General features: G+C 54.8%; 19 protein-coding genes and 1 other RNA gene. 12 read left to right on the top strand and 8 right to left on the bottom strand.

Features of this window, described 5'->3' with window-relative positions; genetic code table 11:
- The first annotated feature begins 101 nt into the window (after positions 1 to 101).
- The 4 genes from hupB to U869_RS0109595 all read left to right on the top strand — a co-directional run bounded on the left by hupB (position 102) and on the right by U869_RS0109595 (position 3503).
- Positions 102 to 374 (top strand): nucleoid-associated protein HU-beta, encoded by a 273-nt coding sequence (gene hupB, locus U869_RS0109610; protein WP_004954599.1) that lies wholly within the window; start codon positions 102 to 104, stop codon positions 372 to 374.
- Between the two features lie 169 nt (positions 375 to 543).
- Positions 544 to 2424, top strand: a complete 1881-nt coding sequence (gene ppiD / locus U869_RS0109605) for a peptidylprolyl isomerase (RefSeq protein WP_025120346.1) — start codon at positions 544 to 546, stop codon at positions 2422 to 2424.
- A gap of 145 nt (positions 2425 to 2569) precedes the next feature.
- Entirely contained in the window at positions 2570 to 2959 is a 390-nt protein-coding gene (locus U869_RS0109600; RefSeq protein ID WP_025120347.1) for a ComEA family DNA-binding protein, read from the top strand.
- Between the two features lie 130 nt (positions 2960 to 3089).
- Entirely contained in the window at positions 3090 to 3503 is a 414-nt protein-coding gene (locus tag U869_RS0109595; RefSeq protein ID WP_025120348.1) for a thioesterase family protein, read from the top strand.
- Positions 3504 to 3735: 232 nt separating this feature from the next.
- Here U869_RS0109595 and queC read toward each other — a convergent pair whose 3' ends face one another.
- The 5 genes from queC to U869_RS0109570 form a co-directional block, all read right to left on the bottom strand.
- Positions 3736 to 4434: a 7-cyano-7-deazaguanine synthase QueC gene (queC, locus tag U869_RS0109590; RefSeq protein ID WP_025120349.1), complete on the bottom strand. Its 699-nt coding sequence runs from the start codon at positions 4432 to 4434 to the stop codon at positions 3736 to 3738.
- 157 nt (positions 4435 to 4591) lie between these two features.
- Positions 4592 to 5206 carry an ATP-binding cassette domain-containing protein gene (locus U869_RS0109585; protein ID WP_025120350.1) on the bottom strand — a complete coding sequence of 205 codons (615 nt, stop codon included), beginning with the start codon at positions 5204 to 5206 and terminating at the stop codon, positions 4592 to 4594.
- A complete protein-coding gene (locus U869_RS0109580; protein ID WP_025120351.1) occupies positions 5190 to 5975 on the bottom strand; it encodes an ABC transporter permease in 786 nt (261 codons plus the stop codon). Before U869_RS0109580 ends, U869_RS0109585 begins: the two co-directional genes overlap by 17 nt.
- A gap of 23 nt (positions 5976 to 5998) precedes the next feature.
- Entirely contained in the window at positions 5999 to 6754 is a 756-nt protein-coding gene (gene modA / locus U869_RS0109575; RefSeq protein WP_025120352.1) for a molybdate ABC transporter substrate-binding protein, read from the bottom strand.
- Between the two features lie 166 nt (positions 6755 to 6920).
- The gene (locus tag U869_RS0109570; protein WP_025120353.1) at positions 6921 to 8627 is read right to left on the bottom strand and encodes an SgrR family transcriptional regulator; all 1707 of its coding nucleotides are present in this window, start codon (positions 8625 to 8627) and stop codon (positions 6921 to 6923) included.
- A gap of 132 nt (positions 8628 to 8759) precedes the next feature.
- On the opposite strand from U869_RS0109570, the gene cof reads away from it, so the two are divergent.
- Positions 8760 to 9581 (top strand): HMP-PP phosphatase, encoded by an 822-nt coding sequence (cof, locus tag U869_RS0109565; protein WP_025120354.1) that lies wholly within the window; start codon positions 8760 to 8762, stop codon positions 9579 to 9581.
- Positions 9582 to 9761: 180 nt separating this feature from the next.
- On the opposite strand, the gene U869_RS0109560 is transcribed toward cof, so the two are convergent.
- Positions 9762 to 10802 carry a PLP-dependent cysteine synthase family protein gene (locus U869_RS0109560; RefSeq protein ID WP_025120355.1) on the bottom strand — a complete coding sequence of 347 codons (1041 nt, stop codon included), beginning with the start codon at positions 10800 to 10802 and terminating at the stop codon, positions 9762 to 9764.
- A gap of 166 nt (positions 10803 to 10968) precedes the next feature.
- Here U869_RS0109560 and U869_RS0109555 point away from each other — a divergent pair, with 166 nt between their 5' ends.
- From U869_RS0109555 to amtB, 5 genes are all read left to right on the top strand, one after another.
- A complete protein-coding gene (locus U869_RS0109555; RefSeq protein WP_025120356.1) occupies positions 10969 to 11430 on the top strand; it encodes an Lrp/AsnC family transcriptional regulator in 462 nt (153 codons plus the stop codon).
- 80 nt (positions 11431 to 11510) lie between these two features.
- Positions 11511 to 13286 carry a SmdA family multidrug ABC transporter permease/ATP-binding protein gene (locus tag U869_RS0109550; RefSeq protein ID WP_025120357.1) on the top strand — a complete coding sequence of 592 codons (1776 nt, stop codon included), beginning with the start codon at positions 11511 to 11513 and terminating at the stop codon, positions 13284 to 13286.
- Positions 13279 to 15057: a SmdB family multidrug efflux ABC transporter permease/ATP-binding protein gene (locus tag U869_RS0109545; protein ID WP_025120358.1), complete on the top strand. Its 1779-nt coding sequence runs from the start codon at positions 13279 to 13281 to the stop codon at positions 15055 to 15057. Before U869_RS0109550 ends, U869_RS0109545 begins: the two co-directional genes overlap by 8 nt.
- A 273-nt stretch (positions 15058 to 15330) precedes the next feature.
- Entirely contained in the window at positions 15331 to 15669 is a 339-nt protein-coding gene (gene glnK / locus U869_RS0109540; RefSeq protein WP_004949337.1) for a P-II family nitrogen regulator, read from the top strand.
- 37 nt (positions 15670 to 15706) lie between these two features.
- Positions 15707 to 16993, top strand: a complete 1287-nt coding sequence (gene amtB, locus U869_RS0109535; RefSeq protein WP_029987400.1) for an ammonium transporter AmtB — start codon at positions 15707 to 15709, stop codon at positions 16991 to 16993.
- A 55-nt stretch (positions 16994 to 17048) separates the two neighbouring features.
- On the opposite strand, the gene tesB is transcribed toward amtB, so the two are convergent.
- Positions 17049 to 17912 carry an acyl-CoA thioesterase II gene (tesB, locus tag U869_RS0109530; protein ID WP_025120360.1) on the bottom strand — a complete coding sequence of 288 codons (864 nt, stop codon included), beginning with the start codon at positions 17910 to 17912 and terminating at the stop codon, positions 17049 to 17051.
- Between the two features lie 233 nt (positions 17913 to 18145).
- Here tesB and U869_RS0109525 point away from each other — a divergent pair, with 233 nt between their 5' ends.
- Positions 18146 to 18640, top strand: coding sequence for a YbaY family lipoprotein (locus tag U869_RS0109525; RefSeq protein WP_025120361.1), 495 nt, complete (start codon positions 18146 to 18148; stop codon positions 18638 to 18640).
- 53 nt (positions 18641 to 18693) lie between these two features.
- Here U869_RS0109525 and U869_RS0109520 read toward each other — a convergent pair whose 3' ends face one another.
- Complete coding sequence (locus U869_RS0109520) at positions 18694 to 19008, bottom strand: MGMT family protein (protein WP_025120362.1); 315 nt, start codon at positions 19006 to 19008, stop codon at positions 18694 to 18696.
- Between the two features lie 177 nt (positions 19009 to 19185).
- On the opposite strand from U869_RS0109520, the gene ffs reads away from it, so the two are divergent.
- Positions 19186 to 19282: signal recognition particle sRNA small type (gene ffs, locus U869_RS30575), an RNA gene on the top strand.
- Positions 19283 to 19332: the final 50 nt, after the last annotated feature.

The raw sequence follows: 19332 nt of genomic DNA, 5'->3' as shown, positions 1-19332 counted from the left end.
GGTGGCTTGCCAAGGCACGACGGGATTGATATAACAGCAGCGCTGTCGTCACCGTGGGGATTGTTCGGTGCGACGTTTTGAATTCTAGAGGGGATGATAGAGTGAATAAGTCACAACTGATCGACAAAATTGCCGCCGGTGCTGATATTTCTAAAGCGGCAGCAGGGCGTGCTTTGGACGCAATTATTGCTTCCGTTACCGATTCCTTGAAAGAAGGGGATGACGTGGCTCTGGTTGGTTTCGGTTCTTTCACCGTGCGTGAGCGTTCAGCTCGTACCGGCCGTAACCCGCAAACGGGTAAAGAGATCAAAATCGCGGCAGCCAAAGTTCCGGCTTTCCGTGCAGGGAAAGCCCTGAAAGACGCGGTAAACTGATTACAGCGTTAATCGCCTGACGTCGTTGGTAAACAATCACCTGACGCAGCGGTATTGGTAAGGTAAGATATAAGGCGCATCAGGTTGATGCGCTTTTTTTATTTTTGTCGCAGGGAACGCGCCTGCACAAGGGTTGTTAATCCATATCACAGCGGAGTGTTGTCACACTATGATGGACAATTTACGCGCGGCTGCAAACCACGTCGTGCTAAAAATCATCCTGGGGTTGATCATCTTGTCATTTCTTTTGACTGGAGTGGTCAGCTATCAGGGAAGTGCCGGCGATTACGCTGCGAAAGTAAATGGCCAGGTGATCGAACGCGCCCAGCTGGAACAGGCTTTCCAGAGTGAACGCAGCCGTATGCAGCAGGAACTGGGCGACCGTTTCTCTGCCATGGCGGGCAACGAAGGCTACATGCAGCAGATGCGCCAGCAGGTGCTGTCTCAGCTGATCGACAAGTCGCTGCTGGATCAGTACGCGAAGACGCTGGGCCTGAGCGCCAGTGACGATCAGGTGAAAGACGCTATCCGCAAAGAAAGCTACTTCCAGACGGACGGCAAGTTCGACAACGCCAAATATCTCGACCTGATTGCCCGCTCTGGCTTTAGCGCCGATCAGTATGCGCAATACACCCGTCAGCGGTTGATCAACCAGCAGATGATCCAGGGTTTTGGCGGCTCCGAAATCGTTGCGCCAAACGAAGCACAGTCAATGGTTGCCCTGGTGCTGCAAGAACGTGAAGTACGCCTGGCAACGATCGATCTCAATGCCATGATGGCCAAGCAAACCGTCAGCGACGAAGAGTTGAAGGCGTTCTACGAGCAGAACAAAAACAGCTTCATCGCACCAGAGCAGGTGAAGGTGAGCTTTATCCCACTGGATGCTGCGGCATTGCAGGATAAAGTGACCGTTAGCGAAGCCGATATCAGTGCCTATTACGATCAGCACCAGAGCAGCTATGGCCAGCCGGAACGTAAAAAATTCAGCGTGATCCAGCTGAAAGATGAAGCGGATGCCAAAGCGGTGTTGGAACAGCTTAAAAACGGTGGCGATTTTGCCGCGTTGGCGAAAGAGAAGTCCACTGACATCATCTCGCGCCGTACCGGTGGCGAAATGGACTGGATGGAGCCAGATACCACGCCAGACGAACTGAAGCAGGCTAACCTGACTGAGAAAGGCCAACTTTCCGGCGTAGTGAAGTCTTCGGTCGGTTACCTGATCGTGCGCCTGGACGACACCAAGCCAGCGCTGGTGAAGCCTTTAAGCGAAGTGCATGACGCCATCGCCAAGCAGGTCAAGCAGGAAAAAGCGGTAGACGCTTTCTATGCTCTGCAGCAGAAAGTGAGCGAGGCGGCAACCAGCGATAACGAGTCTCTGGCCTCTGCGGAAGAAGCCGCGGGTATCAAGGCAACGCATACCGAATGGTTTACCCGTGACGCTATTCCTGCCGCGTTGAACTTCAAGCCGGTCGTACAGGCCATCTTTGATGGTTCACTGATTGGCGAGAACGGCGCACCAGGCAGTAACTCTGACGTGATCACCGTTGACAACGATCGCGCGTTTGTTGTCCGTGTGGTAGCCCATCAGCCGGAAGGGATTGAGCCTTTCGACAAGGTGAAAGATCGCGTTACCGCAATGGTCAAACACAACAAGGCGCTGCAAGAAGCCAAACTACAGGGTGAGAAGCTGCTGGTTGAGCTGAAGCAGGGCAAAGGCGATGAGGCGATGAAAGCCGCTGGCCTGAGCTTTGGTAGCGTGCAGAAAATGGCTCGCGCCCCGGAAGACAGCCAACTGGTGGAAGCCGTATTCGCGTTGCCACACCCGGAAGCAGGCAAAGTGGTTTACGGGATGTCGCAGGATGCTCAGGGGAACGTGGTGCTGATCGCACTGGATAGCGTTAAACCAGGCACATTGTCAGCAGACGAAATGAAAACCTTCGTCGCCAACATGGAGAAAGGCAGCGCTAGCGTGATCTTCGATGCCTTGCTGACTAACCTGCGCAAAGAAGCCAAGATCAAAATGGGTGCCGCTGAGCAACAGCAACCTTAATCGATAAGCACCGCATTTCTTTGTAATCGCATGTAATACCCAAAGGCCGCTTTCGCGGCCTTTTCCACATTTAAACTCTGCCATTTGCCGATCCTCCGCCACTACTGCAAGGTAACCAAGCTGTCAAACACAAGGAGGAAACAGCATGCAACTTAGCGAAAATAAAGCCATTGGCCGTTTTTCTGGCGCCCGTCAACTGCTGTTGGTGGCGGTACTGTTCGGTCTGATGGGTAGCCCTGCCATGGCGGCAGAAAAGGCGGCTCAAGGGCAACCAGCAGCCACTGCGGTATCGCCCAAAGCCAATGTTCCGGTTAGCACTGAAGTGCAGAGCGAAGCTGAAGCCAAGGTCAGCATTAACCAGGCTGATGCGGAGGCGCTAGCCAGCGTGTTGAACGGGGTTGGGCTGAAAAAGGCGCAGGCTATCGTGCGTTACCGCGAACAGAACGGGCCGTTTAGCGAAATAGACCAGCTACAGGAGGTGCCGGGGATCGGACCTTCCCTGGTGGAAAGGAATCGTGATCGACTGAAAATGTGATCCCGCTCGCGGCTGCGTGGCAAAGTGTCCTCGCAGCCGCGCTGCTCTGCTACATTTCTGCTACATTTTACAGGTCATACCAGTTCAAACTCTTTTTCGTTATCACCAGAGCAGGAGCGGTTGTTTCACTATGCAGACTTATATCAAAGTTCGTGGCTATCATCTTGATGTCTATCAACATGTTAATAATGCCCGTTATCTGGAATTCCTGGAGGAAGCGCGCTGGGAGTGGCTGGAAAACCTGGATGCTTTCCACTGGATGACACAAAACAACATCGCGTTTATCGTGGTGAACATCAATATCAATTACCGTAAGCCCGCCGTGTTGGGCGATAAACTGCGTATCGATAGCCAGATGTTGCAGCTCAATGGCAAGAGTGGTGTGCTGAGCCAGCAGGTATTGCTGGAGCCAGAAGGGACGATGGTTGCTGATGCGACGCTGACCTTTGTCTGCATCGATTTGAAGACCCAGCGGGCACTGCCGATCGAAGGCGAACTGCGCGAACACCTGGAGGCGTTGCAGCTTAAGGATCGGCAGGGCTGAATTATCCACGGGCGCAGCATGCAGCGCCCCTACGCAGTGCCGGTGCCCAGATGAACTCTTTTCCCAATCCCGGCTCGGCACTAGTTCCCTCTCCCCTCACAAGCGTTTTTGACTTCCACTTTAGCAACATTGGGAGAGGGCTGGGGTGAGGGGAGCCGTGTCATTCGGTTATTCAGATTAACCGCTCCTGAGCACGGCTCTGAGCTTGTTCTCTATGTCTGTGGGAAGGGGCTTAAACCAGCCCGGTCTTGCGCTTCAGGCTGGCCATCACGCCGATCTTATCCTGCTGGTACTGCTGCAACCCATTAGCCCGCAGGTGGCAGGCTGCACATTCACCACAGCCGTCGCCCTGAACGCCGTTATAGCAGGTGAGCGTGTCGTGGCGGATGCGTTCCAACTGTTGGTAATAATCCGCCAGTGCCCAGGTTTCGGCCTTGTTGAGCCACATCAACGGCGTTTCAAAGCGAATATCACGCGCGATCCCCAGCACGATGGCCTGATTCAGGGCCTTGACGAACTCGTCGCGGCAATCCGGGTAGCCCGAGAAATCGGTCTCGCACACGCCAGTGATGACAGCCTCTGCTTCCACTTGGTAAGCATAAATTGCCGCCAAGGTCAGGAAGAGTATGTTGCGCCCAGGTACAAAGGTACTTGGCAAGGTATCCGTCTGCGAGCTGTCGTAGGCGGGCACCGGGATGTTATCGCGAGTCAGGCTGCTGATGGCCAATTCATTGAGTAATCCAACGTCCAACACCTTGTGTGCCTTGGCCCCCAAGGTTTGGCATAAAGCCTGGGCGACCTCGATTTCAGAGCGATGACGCTGGCCATAATCGAACGTGATGCAGTGAACTTCATCGTACTGTTGCAATGCCTGGATCAAGCAGGTCGTGGAGTCTTGTCCACCGCTAAAAACGACGACTGCGCGTTTCATAAATCTACCTTTTCTGTTGGGCCACTCCCGATGCACATTCGGGCGACCGGTTTATGCCAGGCTACGGCGTTACTTGCCTGAGCCTGACGCTACTGAGGGGATGCTATCAGAAATGGCTGCTATAGCGTAGGGAGGGCATACCCAACCAGGTGAATTATCACGGCAACAGACGGCCTTTGCTCAGTATCAGTTGCCGTTGAGCTAAAGCTGCGACTTCTTTTGGCTCATGTGAGACTAACAGCAGGGTCACGGAAAAGCGCTGCTGTATCTCCTTCATCGCCTGCCACAAGCGCTGCCTGACCGGCCAGTCAAGGCTGGAGAAGGGCTCGTCAAGTAGCAGGATCCTGGGTTCGCTGATTAATGCTCTGGCCAAAGCTGCCCGTTGCTGCTCTCCACCTGAGATCTGGGCAGGGTAACGTTTAGCCAGATGGTCAATTTCCAGTAACTGTAGCAAGGCGCGGCGCTTCTCTGCTTCCTGCGGCTGCTTTGCCGCGTATTGCGCTATACGCAGGTTATTTTCAATAGATAAAAAGGGAAACAAGTACAGGCGCTGGTTCAGGTAGCGGCAGGGGCGCTGCCAGATCGGCAGCGCATCAATGCATTGACCAGCAATGGCAATGCTCCCTTGATAGTCAAGGTTGCCAACGATGGCGTTCAGCAAGGTGGTTTTCCCGCTGCCGGATGGGCCGCATACGGCGGTACTGGTGCCATATTCCATCGAGAAACTGACCTGTTCGAGAATACCGCAGTAAAGATCAGTCACTTTTAACATGCGGTATACCCCTTTGTTGCAACAGATGCAGCATGATTAGCAGAAAGACCGAGAACAGGATCAGCAACAGGGCGCAGCCTACCGCCAGAGGGAAATCGCCGCTGGCAATATTCAAGAAAACGGCAATCGGCAAGGTTTCAGTTTTCATTCTTGTAGCCCCGGCCAGCATCAGCGTGGCACCAAATTCCCCAAGCGCACGGGACATAGCCAACACGCCGCCGCTTAATAGCGATCGCCAAACCAAGGGAATTTCCACCAGGCAGAACGTTTTTAATGGCGTGAGTCCTAAATTATAAGCGGTGTGGACATAGGCCGGAGAGATGGAAGTAAAAGCGGCATAGGCGCTACGAGTCAGTATTGAGCTGGCCACATAGGTTTGGGCGATCACGATCCCAAAGGGAGAGAACAGCCATTGGGAAATCATTGGAGCAATCTGCCCGACCGGGCCTTCCCGCCCAAGCAGCAGCAATAACCCGATCCCTACTACCAGCGGTGGCATCACCATCGGGAGATCAAGCAGGATATTGATCGCTCTTTTTCCTGGTACTGACAGGCGTGCCATTGCCCAGGCGGCAGGAAGGCTGATCAGGCATGCCAGAGACAAAGAGATCAGCGCTGTAGTCACAGACAGCACTAAAGCAAACTGGATCTCGCTATCGGAGAGTAATTGAACGAAGTGGCTAAAACTCAGTTGGGTAAACAGGGAAAACAGCGATCCTACGATCAAAAAAAGCAGCATCGCTAAAGGTAACAGGGCCAGCTTCGCCATTGATACTCGATCCGTCGCAATGATTAACGGGGGTGTACGGGCAGGTAACCCTGATCGGTAAACATTTTTATCCCCTGTGGTGAGGCAAAAAACTCCGCGAGCTGTTTAGCAATATCTGGATGCTCGCTGGTTTTCAGTACCGCAATAGTTGCCACTTCTTCCGGGGTACCGGCAGGGGAAGGTAATAACGTCAGGGTATCCTGATGTTTTATCGCATCGGAACGTCCAATTACCGCAGCATCAACGTCGCCGTTGAGTAAATAAATCAGCAACTGCTTAATTGTCGTCGCTTGCACGACCACCTTTTCTTTCAAGGCGGATTCATAGCCGCTGGCGACAAGGAGCTGTTCACCGCTTTTACCCAGGGCGATAGCTTTAGAATCGCCCATGCCGATCTTGAGATTGCTTTTCGCCAGATCGGCCAACGTTTGGATCTGACCACCGCTGGCTTTTCTGACTACCATTACTGGCGTATGTAACACCAGGGGGTAAGAGGCGAGCACTTGCCCTGCTTGTTGCAATTTTTCAACGTAATCGGCGGAGCCGGGCAGAAAAACGTCCCCGCTTTTGGTCAGGTTAAAGCGCGTGAGGATTTGCCCTGAGCCGCCATATTCGATAACGACTTTATGGCCGCTGTCCTGTTCAAACTGTTTGACCACGGACTCGACCGGTTGACGCAGCCCGGCTCCGGCATACAGATGTAATTCAACCGCGCTGGCGCTGTAACTGACTAACAGTAAGGTAAATAGTGTGAGGGATTTCTTTAATAGGCTTGGCATAGCGGCTTTCTCATTATTATTAAACGTTTCGCCAGAAGGGACCGATGCCGATACTCTCGGTCTTCGATATGTAATAATTTATATAACGATAGAGAATGTAGCATGCGCCGATGGCAAAACAAAGAGCGCGAAACTAAAATCCCACTGTTAAATAAGGTGTTTCTGGTTAGCTGTCCAGCGGCGGAGGCAGCCAGGCCTGGCAAAAATCAAACCAGCCGTAGGCGGTGAGCATTACGCCATGTATGCGGGGAGGAGCGCTGACCTGATATTGGTAATTGAATAAGGGCGTGAGGATCGCGGCCCCCATCAGCTGTTGATAATACTCTTTTAGCTGGCTGTAACGCTGTTGCGGCGCGGGGTGCTGTTGGATCTGTCGTAGGATCTGCTGTTGATGCTGCCAATCCTCTTCCCGCAAGATCCCCCGCCACAACAAATCGCGCCGCAGCCAACTTTCCAACGTCGCTTCCGGGGCCTCACCGATCAGGTTATCGGCCAGCAACAGATCTGCCTGGGCTATCTGCTCGGTACTTTGCCAACGTTTACCGGAATAATAGCGGATCGCCAATTGGCAGCCATGCTCGGCCAGCAATTGCTGCAAAGCCTGCGTGACGCTCTCCAGTTCGATCGGTGGATGGTACAACAGCGTCAATCGAGAGGGCAGCTCAACGTCCTGGTGTACATCATGCTCGGGGATCGCCCAGCCGGGCAGCATTTCATGGCTTGGCGTGATCACCCCTTGTTGGATTGGCAGGCTGGCCAATAATCCTGAGCGCTGGATGAGCATCAGCAGCTTTTGCCCCTGAGCCTCACTCAGTACGCCACGGCGCTGATTAATCGCCAGATAACACCATCCCAGGCTCATACTGCGCTGTACCGGCCGCGCCTGTGCCAGCTCTTCCTGTTGGCCGATGGTGATACGAACCGGGTGCAGACAGCTGGTGTCGCTACTGTTAGTTGGCAACTCTGGCGTGATCCAGTATTCGATGCTTTCCAGATACGGATGTTGCAGATGGTAATAAGGGTGCTGCTCCAGCCGTACCATATGTGGCTCGTTGAGCGCCAATTTAAATGGGCCTGCGCCGATGGTCGGTAATTCCGGATGCGTTATCAGGCAGGGCAGCTCTGCCAACCGATGTGCTAACCAATAGTCGGGTATATGCAGATCGAACTGGATACATAGCGCATGTGGCAGGCTGATTACCGCCACACTGCTCAATAATGGCTGGCTGCGCGGATGTTGGCGCAGGGCGTTAAGGGTTTGCAACAGCTGTTGGCCGGTCAAGGATTCGCCGTTATGCCAGCGTAATTGGCTGCGTAGGAAAAACTGCCAACGCAGGCCGCCCTCGCTGATTTGCCAATGATGGGCCAGGTCGGGCTGCGGCTCGGTGCAACCGGTATTGAAGCGCGTCAATCCGGCATATACGGTCGCCACCAAATGTTGTTCCGCACGGCCGCTTAGCGTCAGCGGGTCGAGCTTTTCCAGCGTGCGATAATAGGGAATACGCAGGGTAGGGCTGCCTTCCTGCCATTGCCCGCCGAGGTGGGGGCTAAGCAACTCTTGCAGATGCTGTGGCGCAAGCTGCGCCATTTCCAATGCACCTTGATGATCGCCCAGTTGCAGTAAGCGCTGGAGATGCGCTGCCCGCAGTTCATCGGGGGTTTTCAGGCATTGCAGCTGCGCGCGTTTACCTCGGCCAGCCTGGGAATGCCAACTTAGCCAACCTTGTTCCTGCAACTGCTGCACCAGAGTACGTGCATGTCGTTCACTACAATAGAATATCGCTGCCAGCTCACCGATAGTGATCGCCACCGGGGCGCTGCCTAGCTGGTGGTACAAACGTTGATACTGACCAAGACGATGAACCAGGCGCATAGCGTTATCCTAAGTGCTGCAAGCGATGAAGTTTAAATCAGGAAGTGTTTATGCAAATTGTTCACTATTACTTCCGCAAATACCACCCCATACTGCGTTGATTGCCATTGTGCTCACAGTTATGAGGTTCCTATGTACCGCCTGGCCGCTTTCGATATGGATGGCACCCTGCTGACCCCCGATCACCGTGTCGGGTCGGAAACGCTGAGCGCGTTAAATCAGCTTATCGACAGGGAAATGGTGGTGACCTTTGCCACCGGGCGGCATTACCTCGATGCCCAGCCGATCATGGCTCAGCTGGGTTTGCAGGGTTACTTGATCACCGGTAACGGCACCCGCGTTTATGACCTGCATGGGCAGCAACTGCACGCCACGGACTTACCCGCGGAGATTGCCGAAGAGGTTTTGCATACCCATTGGCGTACCTCTGCCAGCATGCACGTGTTTCGTGATGAAGGGTGGTTGACCGAACATGCGGTGCCGGAAATGCTGGAAGCCCACCACCTAAGCGGTTTTCATTTCCAACTGACCGATCTGCGCCGCCTGCCTGCGTTTGGCAACAGCAAGGTTTGTTTCTGTGCCCCTCATGAAGAGCTGATCAAACTACAGATACAACTGAGCGAGCATTTTGGTACGCGTGCCGATCTGTGTTTTTCGGCCTACGATTGCCTCGAAGTGCTGCCAAAAGGCTGCAACAAGGGAGCGGCATTGGATCGGCTCAGCCAACACCTGGGGCTGACGCTGGCGGATTGTATGGCCTTTGGCGATGCGATGAATGACAAGGAAATGCTGGCAGGCGTCGGGCACGGCGTGGTGATGGGCAATGCCTTGCCACAGTTGAAATCCCTGTTGCCGCAACTACAGATTATCGGCCGCTGCGAACATCAGGCGGTGGCTCACTATTTGCAACATTGGCTGCGTTCACCACACCTCACCTATTCCCCCGAATTCTGAGGTATTACCATTACAGCCGGCCGGGTATGACTACCCGGCTTTTTTTTCCCCTTCGTCTTTCAAGCTGTAGCGTTGTTGGCTGCGTACCCTCACCCCAGTCACTTACAAAAGTAAGCTCCTGGGGATGAGTGTCCTTGCCGCCTAGCTACAACTTGAAATCCATTGGGGATATTTATTCACTTAAAGCTTGGTCAACTGAGTGCGATAAGGCGTCAAATCACCGATATTATTGCTGACCCAGTCGCTATTGTAATAGGTATCCAGATAGCGCTCGCCGCTGTCGCATAGCAGGGTGACGATAGCACCTTGCTCGCCTTTTTCCCGCATCTGCTTGGCTAATTGCAGCGCTCCCCAGACGTTAGTGCCGGTCGAGGCTCCTACTTTACGGCCCAGAATGTTTTCCAACCAATAAATGGTGGCAATACTGGCGGCATCGGGCACACGCAGCATGTTGTCGATCACCGAAGGGATAAACGACGGCTCGGCGCGGGGGCGGCCAATGCCTTCGATGCGGCTGCCACAGCTGCCGATAATGGTGCGATCGCCATGATGGTAACAGTCGTAGAAGACCGAGTTTTCTGGATCGACCACGGTGAGCTGCGTATCGTGCCCTTGATAACGAATGTAGCGCCCCAGCGTTGCCGAGGTGCCACCGGTGCCTGCACTCATCACGATATGTCTTGGGATCGGGTGCGGCTCGCGTTCCATCTGGCGGAAAATGCTGTCGGCGATGTTGTTGTTGCCACGCCAGTCGGTGGCACGTTCGGCAAAGGTGAACTGATCCATATAATGCCCGTTCAACTCTTTGGCCAACTCCTCCGATACCGCATAAATCTGCGCTGCATGATCGACAAAATGGCTGCGGCCACCGTAAAAGGCGATTTGTTCCACCTTACGTTTGGCGGTGCAGGAAGGCATGACTGCGATAAACGGCAGGCCGAGCAGGCGGGCAAAATAGGCCTCAGATACCGCCGTGCTGCCCGAAGAGGCTTCAATAATCGGTGTATTCTGGTTGATCCAGCCGTTGCATAGCCCATAAAGGAACAACGACCGCGCCAGACGATGCTTCAGGCTACCGGTGGGATGGGTGCTCTCATCTTTCAGATAGAGATAGATGCCAGGAAATTCCGGCAGGTTTAAGCGGATCAGGTGGGTATCGGCGGAGCGTTGGAAATCCGCTTCTATTTCGCCGATAGCATATTTTACCCAAGCGTTTGTCATATTCTGGCCTCAATATAGGGGGCTTAAACCCGCCGCCTTGCAAGCCGTAGCTTGAAGTTCAGCAAGGATGTTTGAGGTGTAGCATAGCGTTTCGGCGAGAAAAAAGGATTGCCATTTTTCCTGTTTAATCGCCTAATGGGAGAAATATTTTCTATGAAACTCCCTTATGCTGGATAAAACTGACCGTAAGCTGCTGTGCATGCTGCAACAGGACTGTACGCAATCGCTGCAAGTGCTGGCCGAAGCGGTGAACCTGACCTCAACGCCCTGCTGGAAACGGCTAAAAAGGCTGGAGGATGAAGGTTACATTCGCGGGCGCGTGGCGCTGCTGGATAATGAAAAGCTCGGGCTTGGCCTGACGGCGTTTGTGCTGATAAAAACCCAGCAACACAGCAGCGAGTGGTATCAGAAGTTTGTTGATCTCACCGCGCAGATGCCGGAGGTGCTGGCGTTTTACCGCATGGCGGGGGAGTACGATTACCTGATGCAGGTTGAGGTGGCGGACATGAAAAGCTATGACAATTTCTATAAACGCCTGGTGACCGGCGTACCGGGGTTGATCGATGTGACTTCCAGCTTCGCCATGGAAAAAATCAAATACACCACGGCGTTGCCCGTGCCAGAGTGACATCTTCACTCTACTGTTGAATGTTAAGGTTGCAGGGCCGCAACCGGTAATTTGTCGGATACTGTCTGGAATAAAACTGCGTGAGACTCTTTGCTCAAATCGGCTGGTACTTCCGCCGCGAGTGGCGCCGCTACCTTGGGGCCGTGGTGCTGCTGATCGTCATTGCCATACTGCAACTGCTGCCGCCTAAACTGGTCGGCATCATTGTTGACGGTGTTACCAAGGAACAGATGTCCAGCAAGGTGCTGATGGCCTGGCTGGGCTTGATGCTTGGCACTGCCATCGTGGTCTATCTGCTGCGCTACGTGTGGCGAGTGCTGCTGTTTGGGGCTTCCTATCAGCTTGCGGTCGAACTGCGGGAAAACTTCTATCGCCAGCTCAGCCGCCAGAATCCGGCGTTCTATCTGCGCCACCGCACTGGAGATCTGATGGCCAGGGCGACCAATGACGTCGATCGTGTGGTGTTTGCCGCCGGTGAGGGCGTGTTGACGCTGGTGGATTCTTTGGTGATGGGGCTGGCGGTGCTGATTGTGATGAGCACCCAGATCAGTTGGCAATTGACCCTGCTTTCCCTGATCCCGATGCCGATCATGGCAATCGTCATCAAATACTACGGCGATCAGCTGCACCAGCGGTTCAAATCGGCGCAGGCGGCGTTCTCCAGCCTTAACGATCAGGCCCAGGAGAGCATGACCAGCATCCGCATGATCAAGGCCTTTGGTCTGGAGGATCATCAGTCCAACCAGTTTGCCGAAGTGGCGGCACAAACCGGTGCCAAGAATATGCACGTGGCGCGAGTCGATGCGCGCTTTGATCCCACCATTTATATCGCCATCGGCGCGGCCAATCTGTTGGCGATCGGCGGTGGTAGCTGGATGGTGGTTAACGGTTCACTTACGCTGGGTCAACTGACCAGCTTTGTCATGTACCTCGGCCTGATGATTTGGCCGATGCTGGCGCTGGCCTGGATGTTCAACATCGTCGAGCGCGGCAGTGCCGCCTATGGCCGTATCCGCAGTCTGTTGGAAGAGGCACCGGCCGTGAAAGATGGTGAGCTCGATCTGCCAGCAGGGCGCGGTAGCCTGAGCGTGGCAATCAACGCCTTCCATTACCCGCAAACCAACAAGCCAGCGTTACATGATGTGGCGTTGCAGTTGCAGCCTGGGCAAATGTTGGGGCTATGCGGCCCTACCGGTTCGGGTAAATCGACACTGCTCTCGCTAATCCAACGCCAGTTCGATGTTGATGAGGGCCATATCAGCTATCACGGTTTGCCACTCAGCCAAATCAAACTCGATGATTGGCGTTCCCGTTTGTCGGTGGTCAGCCAGACGCCGTTCCTGTTCTCCGATAGCGTGGCCAATAACATCGCGTTGGGTAACCCGGCAGCGACTCAGGAACAGATTGAACAGGCTGCTCGCCTGGCCAGCGTGCATGAAGATATTCTGCGCTTACCCCAGGGTTACGAGACCGAGGTAGGAGAACGCGGCGTGATGCTTTCTGGTGGCCAGAAGCAGCGTATTTCCATTGCGCGGGCGCTATTGATGGAGGCAGAAATACTGATCCTCGACGATGCCCTGTCTGCGGTGGATGGGCGCACCGAACACCAGATCCTGCACAACCTGCGCAGTTGGGGGCAAAACCGCACGGTGATCATCAGTGCGCACCGCCTTTCGGCCCTGACCGAGGCCAGTGAAATTCTGGTGATGCAACATGGCACGGTGGTACAACGCGGGCAGCATGGGCAATTGGCAACCGAGCCAGGTTGGTATCGTGACATGTATCGCTATCAGCAGTTGGAAGCGGCGTTGGATGAGGCTCCCGAAAACAGCGAAGAGGTTTTGGCCGATGAGTAAGTTACAGAACATGTGGCCAACGCTGAAACGTTTACTGGCCTATGGCTCACCTTATCGCAAACCGCTGGGGTTGGCGGTATTGATGCTGTGGGTCGCGGCGGCAGCGGAAGTCGCCGGGCCGATCCTGATCAGCTACTTTATCGATAACTATGTGGCGAAAGGGCAGCTGCCGCTGATGATTGTCAGTTCCCTGGCGGTGGCCTATATCCTGCTGGAACTGCTTGCTGCGGCGTTGCACTATTTTCAGGCGATCTTGTTTAATCGGGTGGCGGTCGGAGTGGTCCAGCGGTTGCGTACCGACGTAATGGATGCCGCTCTGCGTCAACCGCTGAGCGCATTTGATACTCAACCGGTCGGGCAATTGATCTCGCGGGTAACCAACGATACCGAAGTGATCAAAGATCTGTATGTGATGGTGGTGTCCACGGTACTGAAAAGTGCGGCGCTGATCGGGGCGATGCTGGTGGCAATGTTCAGCCTGGACTGGCGCATGGCGCTGGTGGCGATCTGCATCTTCCCGGCAGTGCTGGTGGTGATGGGCATCTACCAATACTACAGCACGCCGATCGTGCGGCGGATGCGTGGTTACCTGGCGGATATCAACGACGGCTTTAATGAAGTGATCAGCGGCATGGGCGTGATCCAGCAATTCCGCCAACAGATCCGCTTTGGTGAGCGCATGAGCGCGGCCAGCCGCTCGCATTATACCGCCCGCATGCAGACGTTGCGCCTGGACGGTTTCCTGTTGCGGCCGCTGCTTAGCCTGTTCTCTGCCTTGGTGCTTTGTGGACTGTTGATGCTGTTTGGCTTCAGCGGTGAGGGCTCGATTGGCGTAGGGGTACTGTATGCCTTTATCAACTATCTTGGCCGTTTGAACGAACCGCTGATTGAGTTGACCGCCCAGCAATCGATTTTGCAGCAGGCGGTGGTGGCTGGTGAACGTATTTTCGAGCTGATGGATCGCAGTCAGCAGAGCTATGGCAACGACGATCGCCCACTGACCAGTGGCCGTATCGATATCAACGATCTGAGCTTTGCCTACCGCAGTGACAAAAAAGTGCTGCAACATATCTCTTTGCAGGTACCGTCGCGGGGTTTTGTTGCCTTGGTGGGGCATACCGGCAGTGGCAAGAGCACCTTGGCTAACCTGCTGATGGGCTATTACCCGCTGAGCGAAGGTGAAATTCGTCTCGATGGCCGCCCGTTGTCCAGTCTCTCGCACCGCACCTTGCGCCAAGGCATTGCTATGGTGCAGCAAGATCCGGTGGTGATGGCGGAGTCGGTGCTAGCGAACGTTACGCTTGGCCGCGCGATTGGCGAAGAGGCGGTCTGGCAGGCGCTGGAGACGGTACAATTGGGTGAACTGGTGCGTGGCCTGCCTCAAGGCATCCATACGCGTCTGGGGGAGCAGGGGAACAACCTGTCCGTCGGTCAGAAGCAGCTACTGGCCTTGGCGCGCGTGCTGGTACAGGCACCGCAGATCCTGATCCTGGATGAAGCGACTGCCAATATCGACTCTGGTACCGAGCAGGCGATCCAACGCGCTTTACGCCTGATCCGCGAGCAGACAACGCTGGTAGTGATCGCCCATCGCCTGTCGACCATTGTGGATGCCGACTCTATCCTGGTTCTGCATCGTGGCCATGCCGTGGAACAGGGGAACCATCAGCAACTGCTGGAGCAGCAGGGCCGTTACTATCAGATGTATCAGCTACAGCTGGTGGGGGAAGAACTGGCCGCCACGACTCGCGATGAAACCCAACCCGCATAATATTCAGTAAGGGCTCCGCTTCTGGAGCCCGCACCACTAACAGGCATTTCCGCTTTTCCATTCCCTCCTGCTGCACTTTCCCAACGCGCGCTGCACCAAAAAGGTGCGAGATCTCTGGGCCGCAATCTCGGCTTTCGCCCGGTATCGGCAACTTCCCCCAAGAATTTCCACCTAATTGATTGAAATAAATCAGTTAATAATTTATGGCACAGCCTTTGCTTTATATGACTCGTACCGGGGGTAAGTTTTTTGGCTTAATCGTGGAGAGGCAATATGAAGCTGGTTACCGTGGTGATCAAACCATTCAAGTTGGAGGACGTGCGTGAAGCCTTATCCTCTGTAGGTATTCAGGGACTGACCGTAACCGAAGTCAAAGGATTTGGCCGCCAGAAGGGCCATGCCGAGCTCTATCGCGGGGCAGAGTACAGCGTCAACTTCTTACCCAAAGTGAAAATTGACATCGCGATTGCCGATGATCAACTGGATGAAGTGGTGGATGTGATTAGCAAGGCGGCCTACACCGGCAAGATCGGTGACGGCAAAATTTTCGTTGCCGAATTGCAACGGGTGATCCGTATTCGCACTGGCGAAACCGACGAAGCGGCTCTGTGATTGCAGGCTCAGTCAACTGAATGGGGATGGATTGATAATGAAAAGACTGTTATCCACGTTAGGCCTGAGTTTGGTAACCCTGGTTCCTTCTTTGGCGCTGGCCGCTCCGGCGGTGGCAGACAAGGCGGACAACGCCTTTATGATGATTTGCACCGCGCTGGTGCTGTTTATGACTTTGCCGGGCGTCGCTTTGTTCTACGGCGGCCTGCTGCGCTCCAAGAACGTCCTCTCAATGCTGACACAGGTTACCGTCACCTTTGCTCTGGTCTGCGTGCTGTGGGTCCTTTACGGCTACAGCCTGGCCTTCAGCGAGGGGAACGCCTTCTTTGGTGGCTTCCAGACAGTGATGCTTAAAGGGATCGGGATCGACAGCCTGACCGGCACCTTCAGCCAGATGATCCACGTCGCGTTCCAATGTTCCTTCGCCTGTATTACCGTGGCGCTGGTCGTCGGGGGCTTTGCTGAACGCATTCGCTTCTCTGCGGTAGTGATATTTGCGGCCATTTGGTTCACGATTTCCTATCTGCCGATTGCGCATATGGTGTGGGGCGGTGGTTTCCTGGCAACCGACGGTGCGTTGGACTTTGCGGGCGGCACCGTGGTGCACATTAACGCCGCCAGTGCGGGCCTGGTAGGGGCTTATCTGCTGGGCAAACGTGCCGGTTATGGCAAAGAAGCCTTCAAACCACACAACCTGCCGATGGTGTTTACCGGTGCTTCTATCCTGTATATCGGCTGGTTTGGCTTCAACGCCGGTTCGGCGAGTGCGGCCAACGGCATTGCGGCGCTGGCGTTTCTCAACACAGTGATAGCCACAGCCGGTGCCATCCTCTCCTGGACCTTCGCCGAATGGGTGGTACGCGGTAAGCCTTCCCTGCTGGGCGCTTGCTCGGGTTGTATCGCGGGTCTGGTTGCGGTTACGCCAGCGGCGGGTACTGTTGGTGTGGGTGGCGCGCTGATTATCGGCCTGGTAGGGGGTGTCGCTGGCCTGTGGGGCGTCGTCACGCTGAAGAAATGGCTGAAAGTGGATGATACCTGCGATGTATTTGGTGTACACGGGGTGTGCGGTATCGTTGGCTGTCTGTTGACCGGCGTCTTTACCGCCTCATCTTTGGGTGGCACTGGCTATGCAACTGGCGTCACTATGGGGCACCAAGTGTGGATCCAGTTGCTGAGTGTGGTCGTCACGCTGGTGTGGTCAAGTGTGGCCGCGTTTATCGCCTTTAAAGTGGCCGGAGCGGTGGTGGGGCTGCGCGTACCGGAAGAGCAGGAACGCGAAGGTCTGGATGTGAACAGCCATGGCGAAAATGCTTACAACCAATAAATTCTGTTGAATAAACACTAAGGGGGGCGATGGAGACATCGCCCCCCTTTCTCATTTAAACATCGCGCTTGCGGATCACGCCTTCCTGTACCGTAGTGGCTACCAGCACACCGTCACGGGTGTAGAACTGGCCGCGTACAAAACCACGAGCGCCAGATGCGGAGGTGCTCTCTACCGCGTATAGCAGCCAGTCATCCATGCGGAACGGGCGGTGGAACCACATTGAATGGTCGATGGTAGCCACCTGCATACCAGGTTCGAGAAAACCAACGCCGTGCGGTTGTAACGCCGTCAGCAGGAAGTGGAAGTCAGATGCGTAGCCCAGCAGGTACTGATGGACACGCAAGTCGTCAGGCATGGTGCCGTTGGCGCGGAACCAGACGTGGCGATGAGGCTCTTCCACACTGCCCTTGAGCGGGTTGTGGAATTTCACCGGGCGCATTTCGATCGGCTTCGGGCCAATAAACTTGTCGCGCACTTTTTCCGGCAGCATATGCGACAGCTTTTGGGCAATTTCCGACTCCGACATCAGTCCTTCCGGCGGTGGTACGTCCGGCATGGTGTTCTGATGTTCAAAACCTTGCTCCGGGCTTTGGAAAGAGGCCGTCATGTAGAAAATGGGTTTGCCGTTTTGAATGGCGCTGACGCGACGCGCGCTGAAGCTATTACCATCGCGCAGAGTTTCTACGTCATACACAATGGGTTTACTGCTGTCCCCTGGGCGCAGGAAATAGCTGTGGAAGGAGTGAACGATACGCTCCGCAGGAACGGTCTGCTTGGCGGCATACATTGCCTGGCCAACGACCTGACCACCAAATACCTGGCGTAAACCCAGGTCTTCGCTTTGGCCGCGGAATAAACCTTCTTCAATTTTTTCCAAATCCAGCAGTTCGAGGAGGTTGTGCAGTGCCTGGCTCATAAAGTGGCGATCCTTTTAGTCATCATGTTGCGCAGTGTGCTGAATATGATGGCAGGACGTCAATATATTGCGTGATAGCTGCTGAATGATTAACCATCAACAACGGGGGATTGTTGCTGCATGGAGTTATTTAAGGCTAGTCTGATAGGGTAAAGTCGGTGTTTTGTGCTAGGTTTAATAGTAATAGTGGTTTAAGCCACCGATATGTTACTAATAATAAAGGAGACCGACCCATGAAACTCTGGCAAATGGTAGGGGGAGCAGCCGCATTGACGATCACTCTGGCAGGTTGTGCCCACAAGAACGCTGATGTGCCAACGCAGACGGCTAACGCTGCGGCTTCACAAACGCAAATCCAGGGCCCGGTGGTCAAAGGTTCAGTCAATATTCGCCAGCGCATTGCGCTGCCGCCGGATGCCGTACTGACCGTCACCCTGTCTGATGCTTCGCTGGCCGATGCTCCTTCGCGAGTGATCTCGCAGCGTGCGATCCGCACCGAAGGCCAGCAGGCTCCTTTCCAGTTTGTGCTGCCTTATAACCCAGCGGAAATTCAGCCTAATGCGCGCATCATCCTGAGCGCTGCGATCACGGTTAATGGTCAGTTGATGTTTATCACCGACACCATTCAGGAAGTGATCAACCGCAACGGGACCCAGGCCGATCTGCTGCTGGTGCCGGTACAAAACATACCGGTTCCGGTTCAGGATACATCTGCACCCGCTCTCTAAATAAGGGGGCCAGCATCTAACAGCCTTTGCGCCTTTGGCCAAAGGCTGTTTTTTTACCAACGCCAGCCATAAAGCTCAAAATCAACCGTGCTTTGCGGGCCGAAAACAATCCCCTCAGCCAGTAGCGCCTGCCGTTGGCGCTGAAAATCTTCACCCTGCTGTGATATCTGCCCGTGGCGGTTGATAACCCGGTGCCAGGGCAGGGTGCTGCCCTCCGGCAAACGCCGTAATACGCCACCTACCTGACGTGCCGCACGCGGTGAGCCAGCCAGCCGTGCCACTTCTCCGTAGGTGGTGACCTTGCCAGCAGGAATAGCGGCCACGATATGGAACACACGTTGGCTAAAGGTCGCATCTTCGGGTTGCATGACTGTCTTCCTGAGTTATTGGTAGGGGCGCCGCACGCTGCGCCCGTTTAGCCATTAGTGTGCCACAGGCGAGATGGGTAAGAAAACAGCGGTTGAGCCCGGCTGGCTTGCTATTTGGTTGGCCATCACCGATAATGCCCACCGCTTCGCAATTTAAGAAGCCGTCAATGGGGGCCCTGTTGGTTCTCCCGCAACACTAACTTGTGAACTCGGTCAGATCCGGAAGGAAGCAGCCGTAGCGAGTGACGTGTGTGCCGGGATGTAGCTGGCAGGGTCCCCACCAATTTCTAGCTTCCCCCCCCCAAAAAAAAAGCACCGACAATT

Origin of the sequence: Serratia sp. H1w (genome assembly GCF_000633355.1) — a bacterium.
In the GTDB taxonomy this organism is placed as follows: Bacteria; Pseudomonadota; Gammaproteobacteria; order Enterobacterales; family Enterobacteriaceae; genus Chania.
This window is presented reverse-complemented; position numbering and strand designations above follow the sequence as displayed.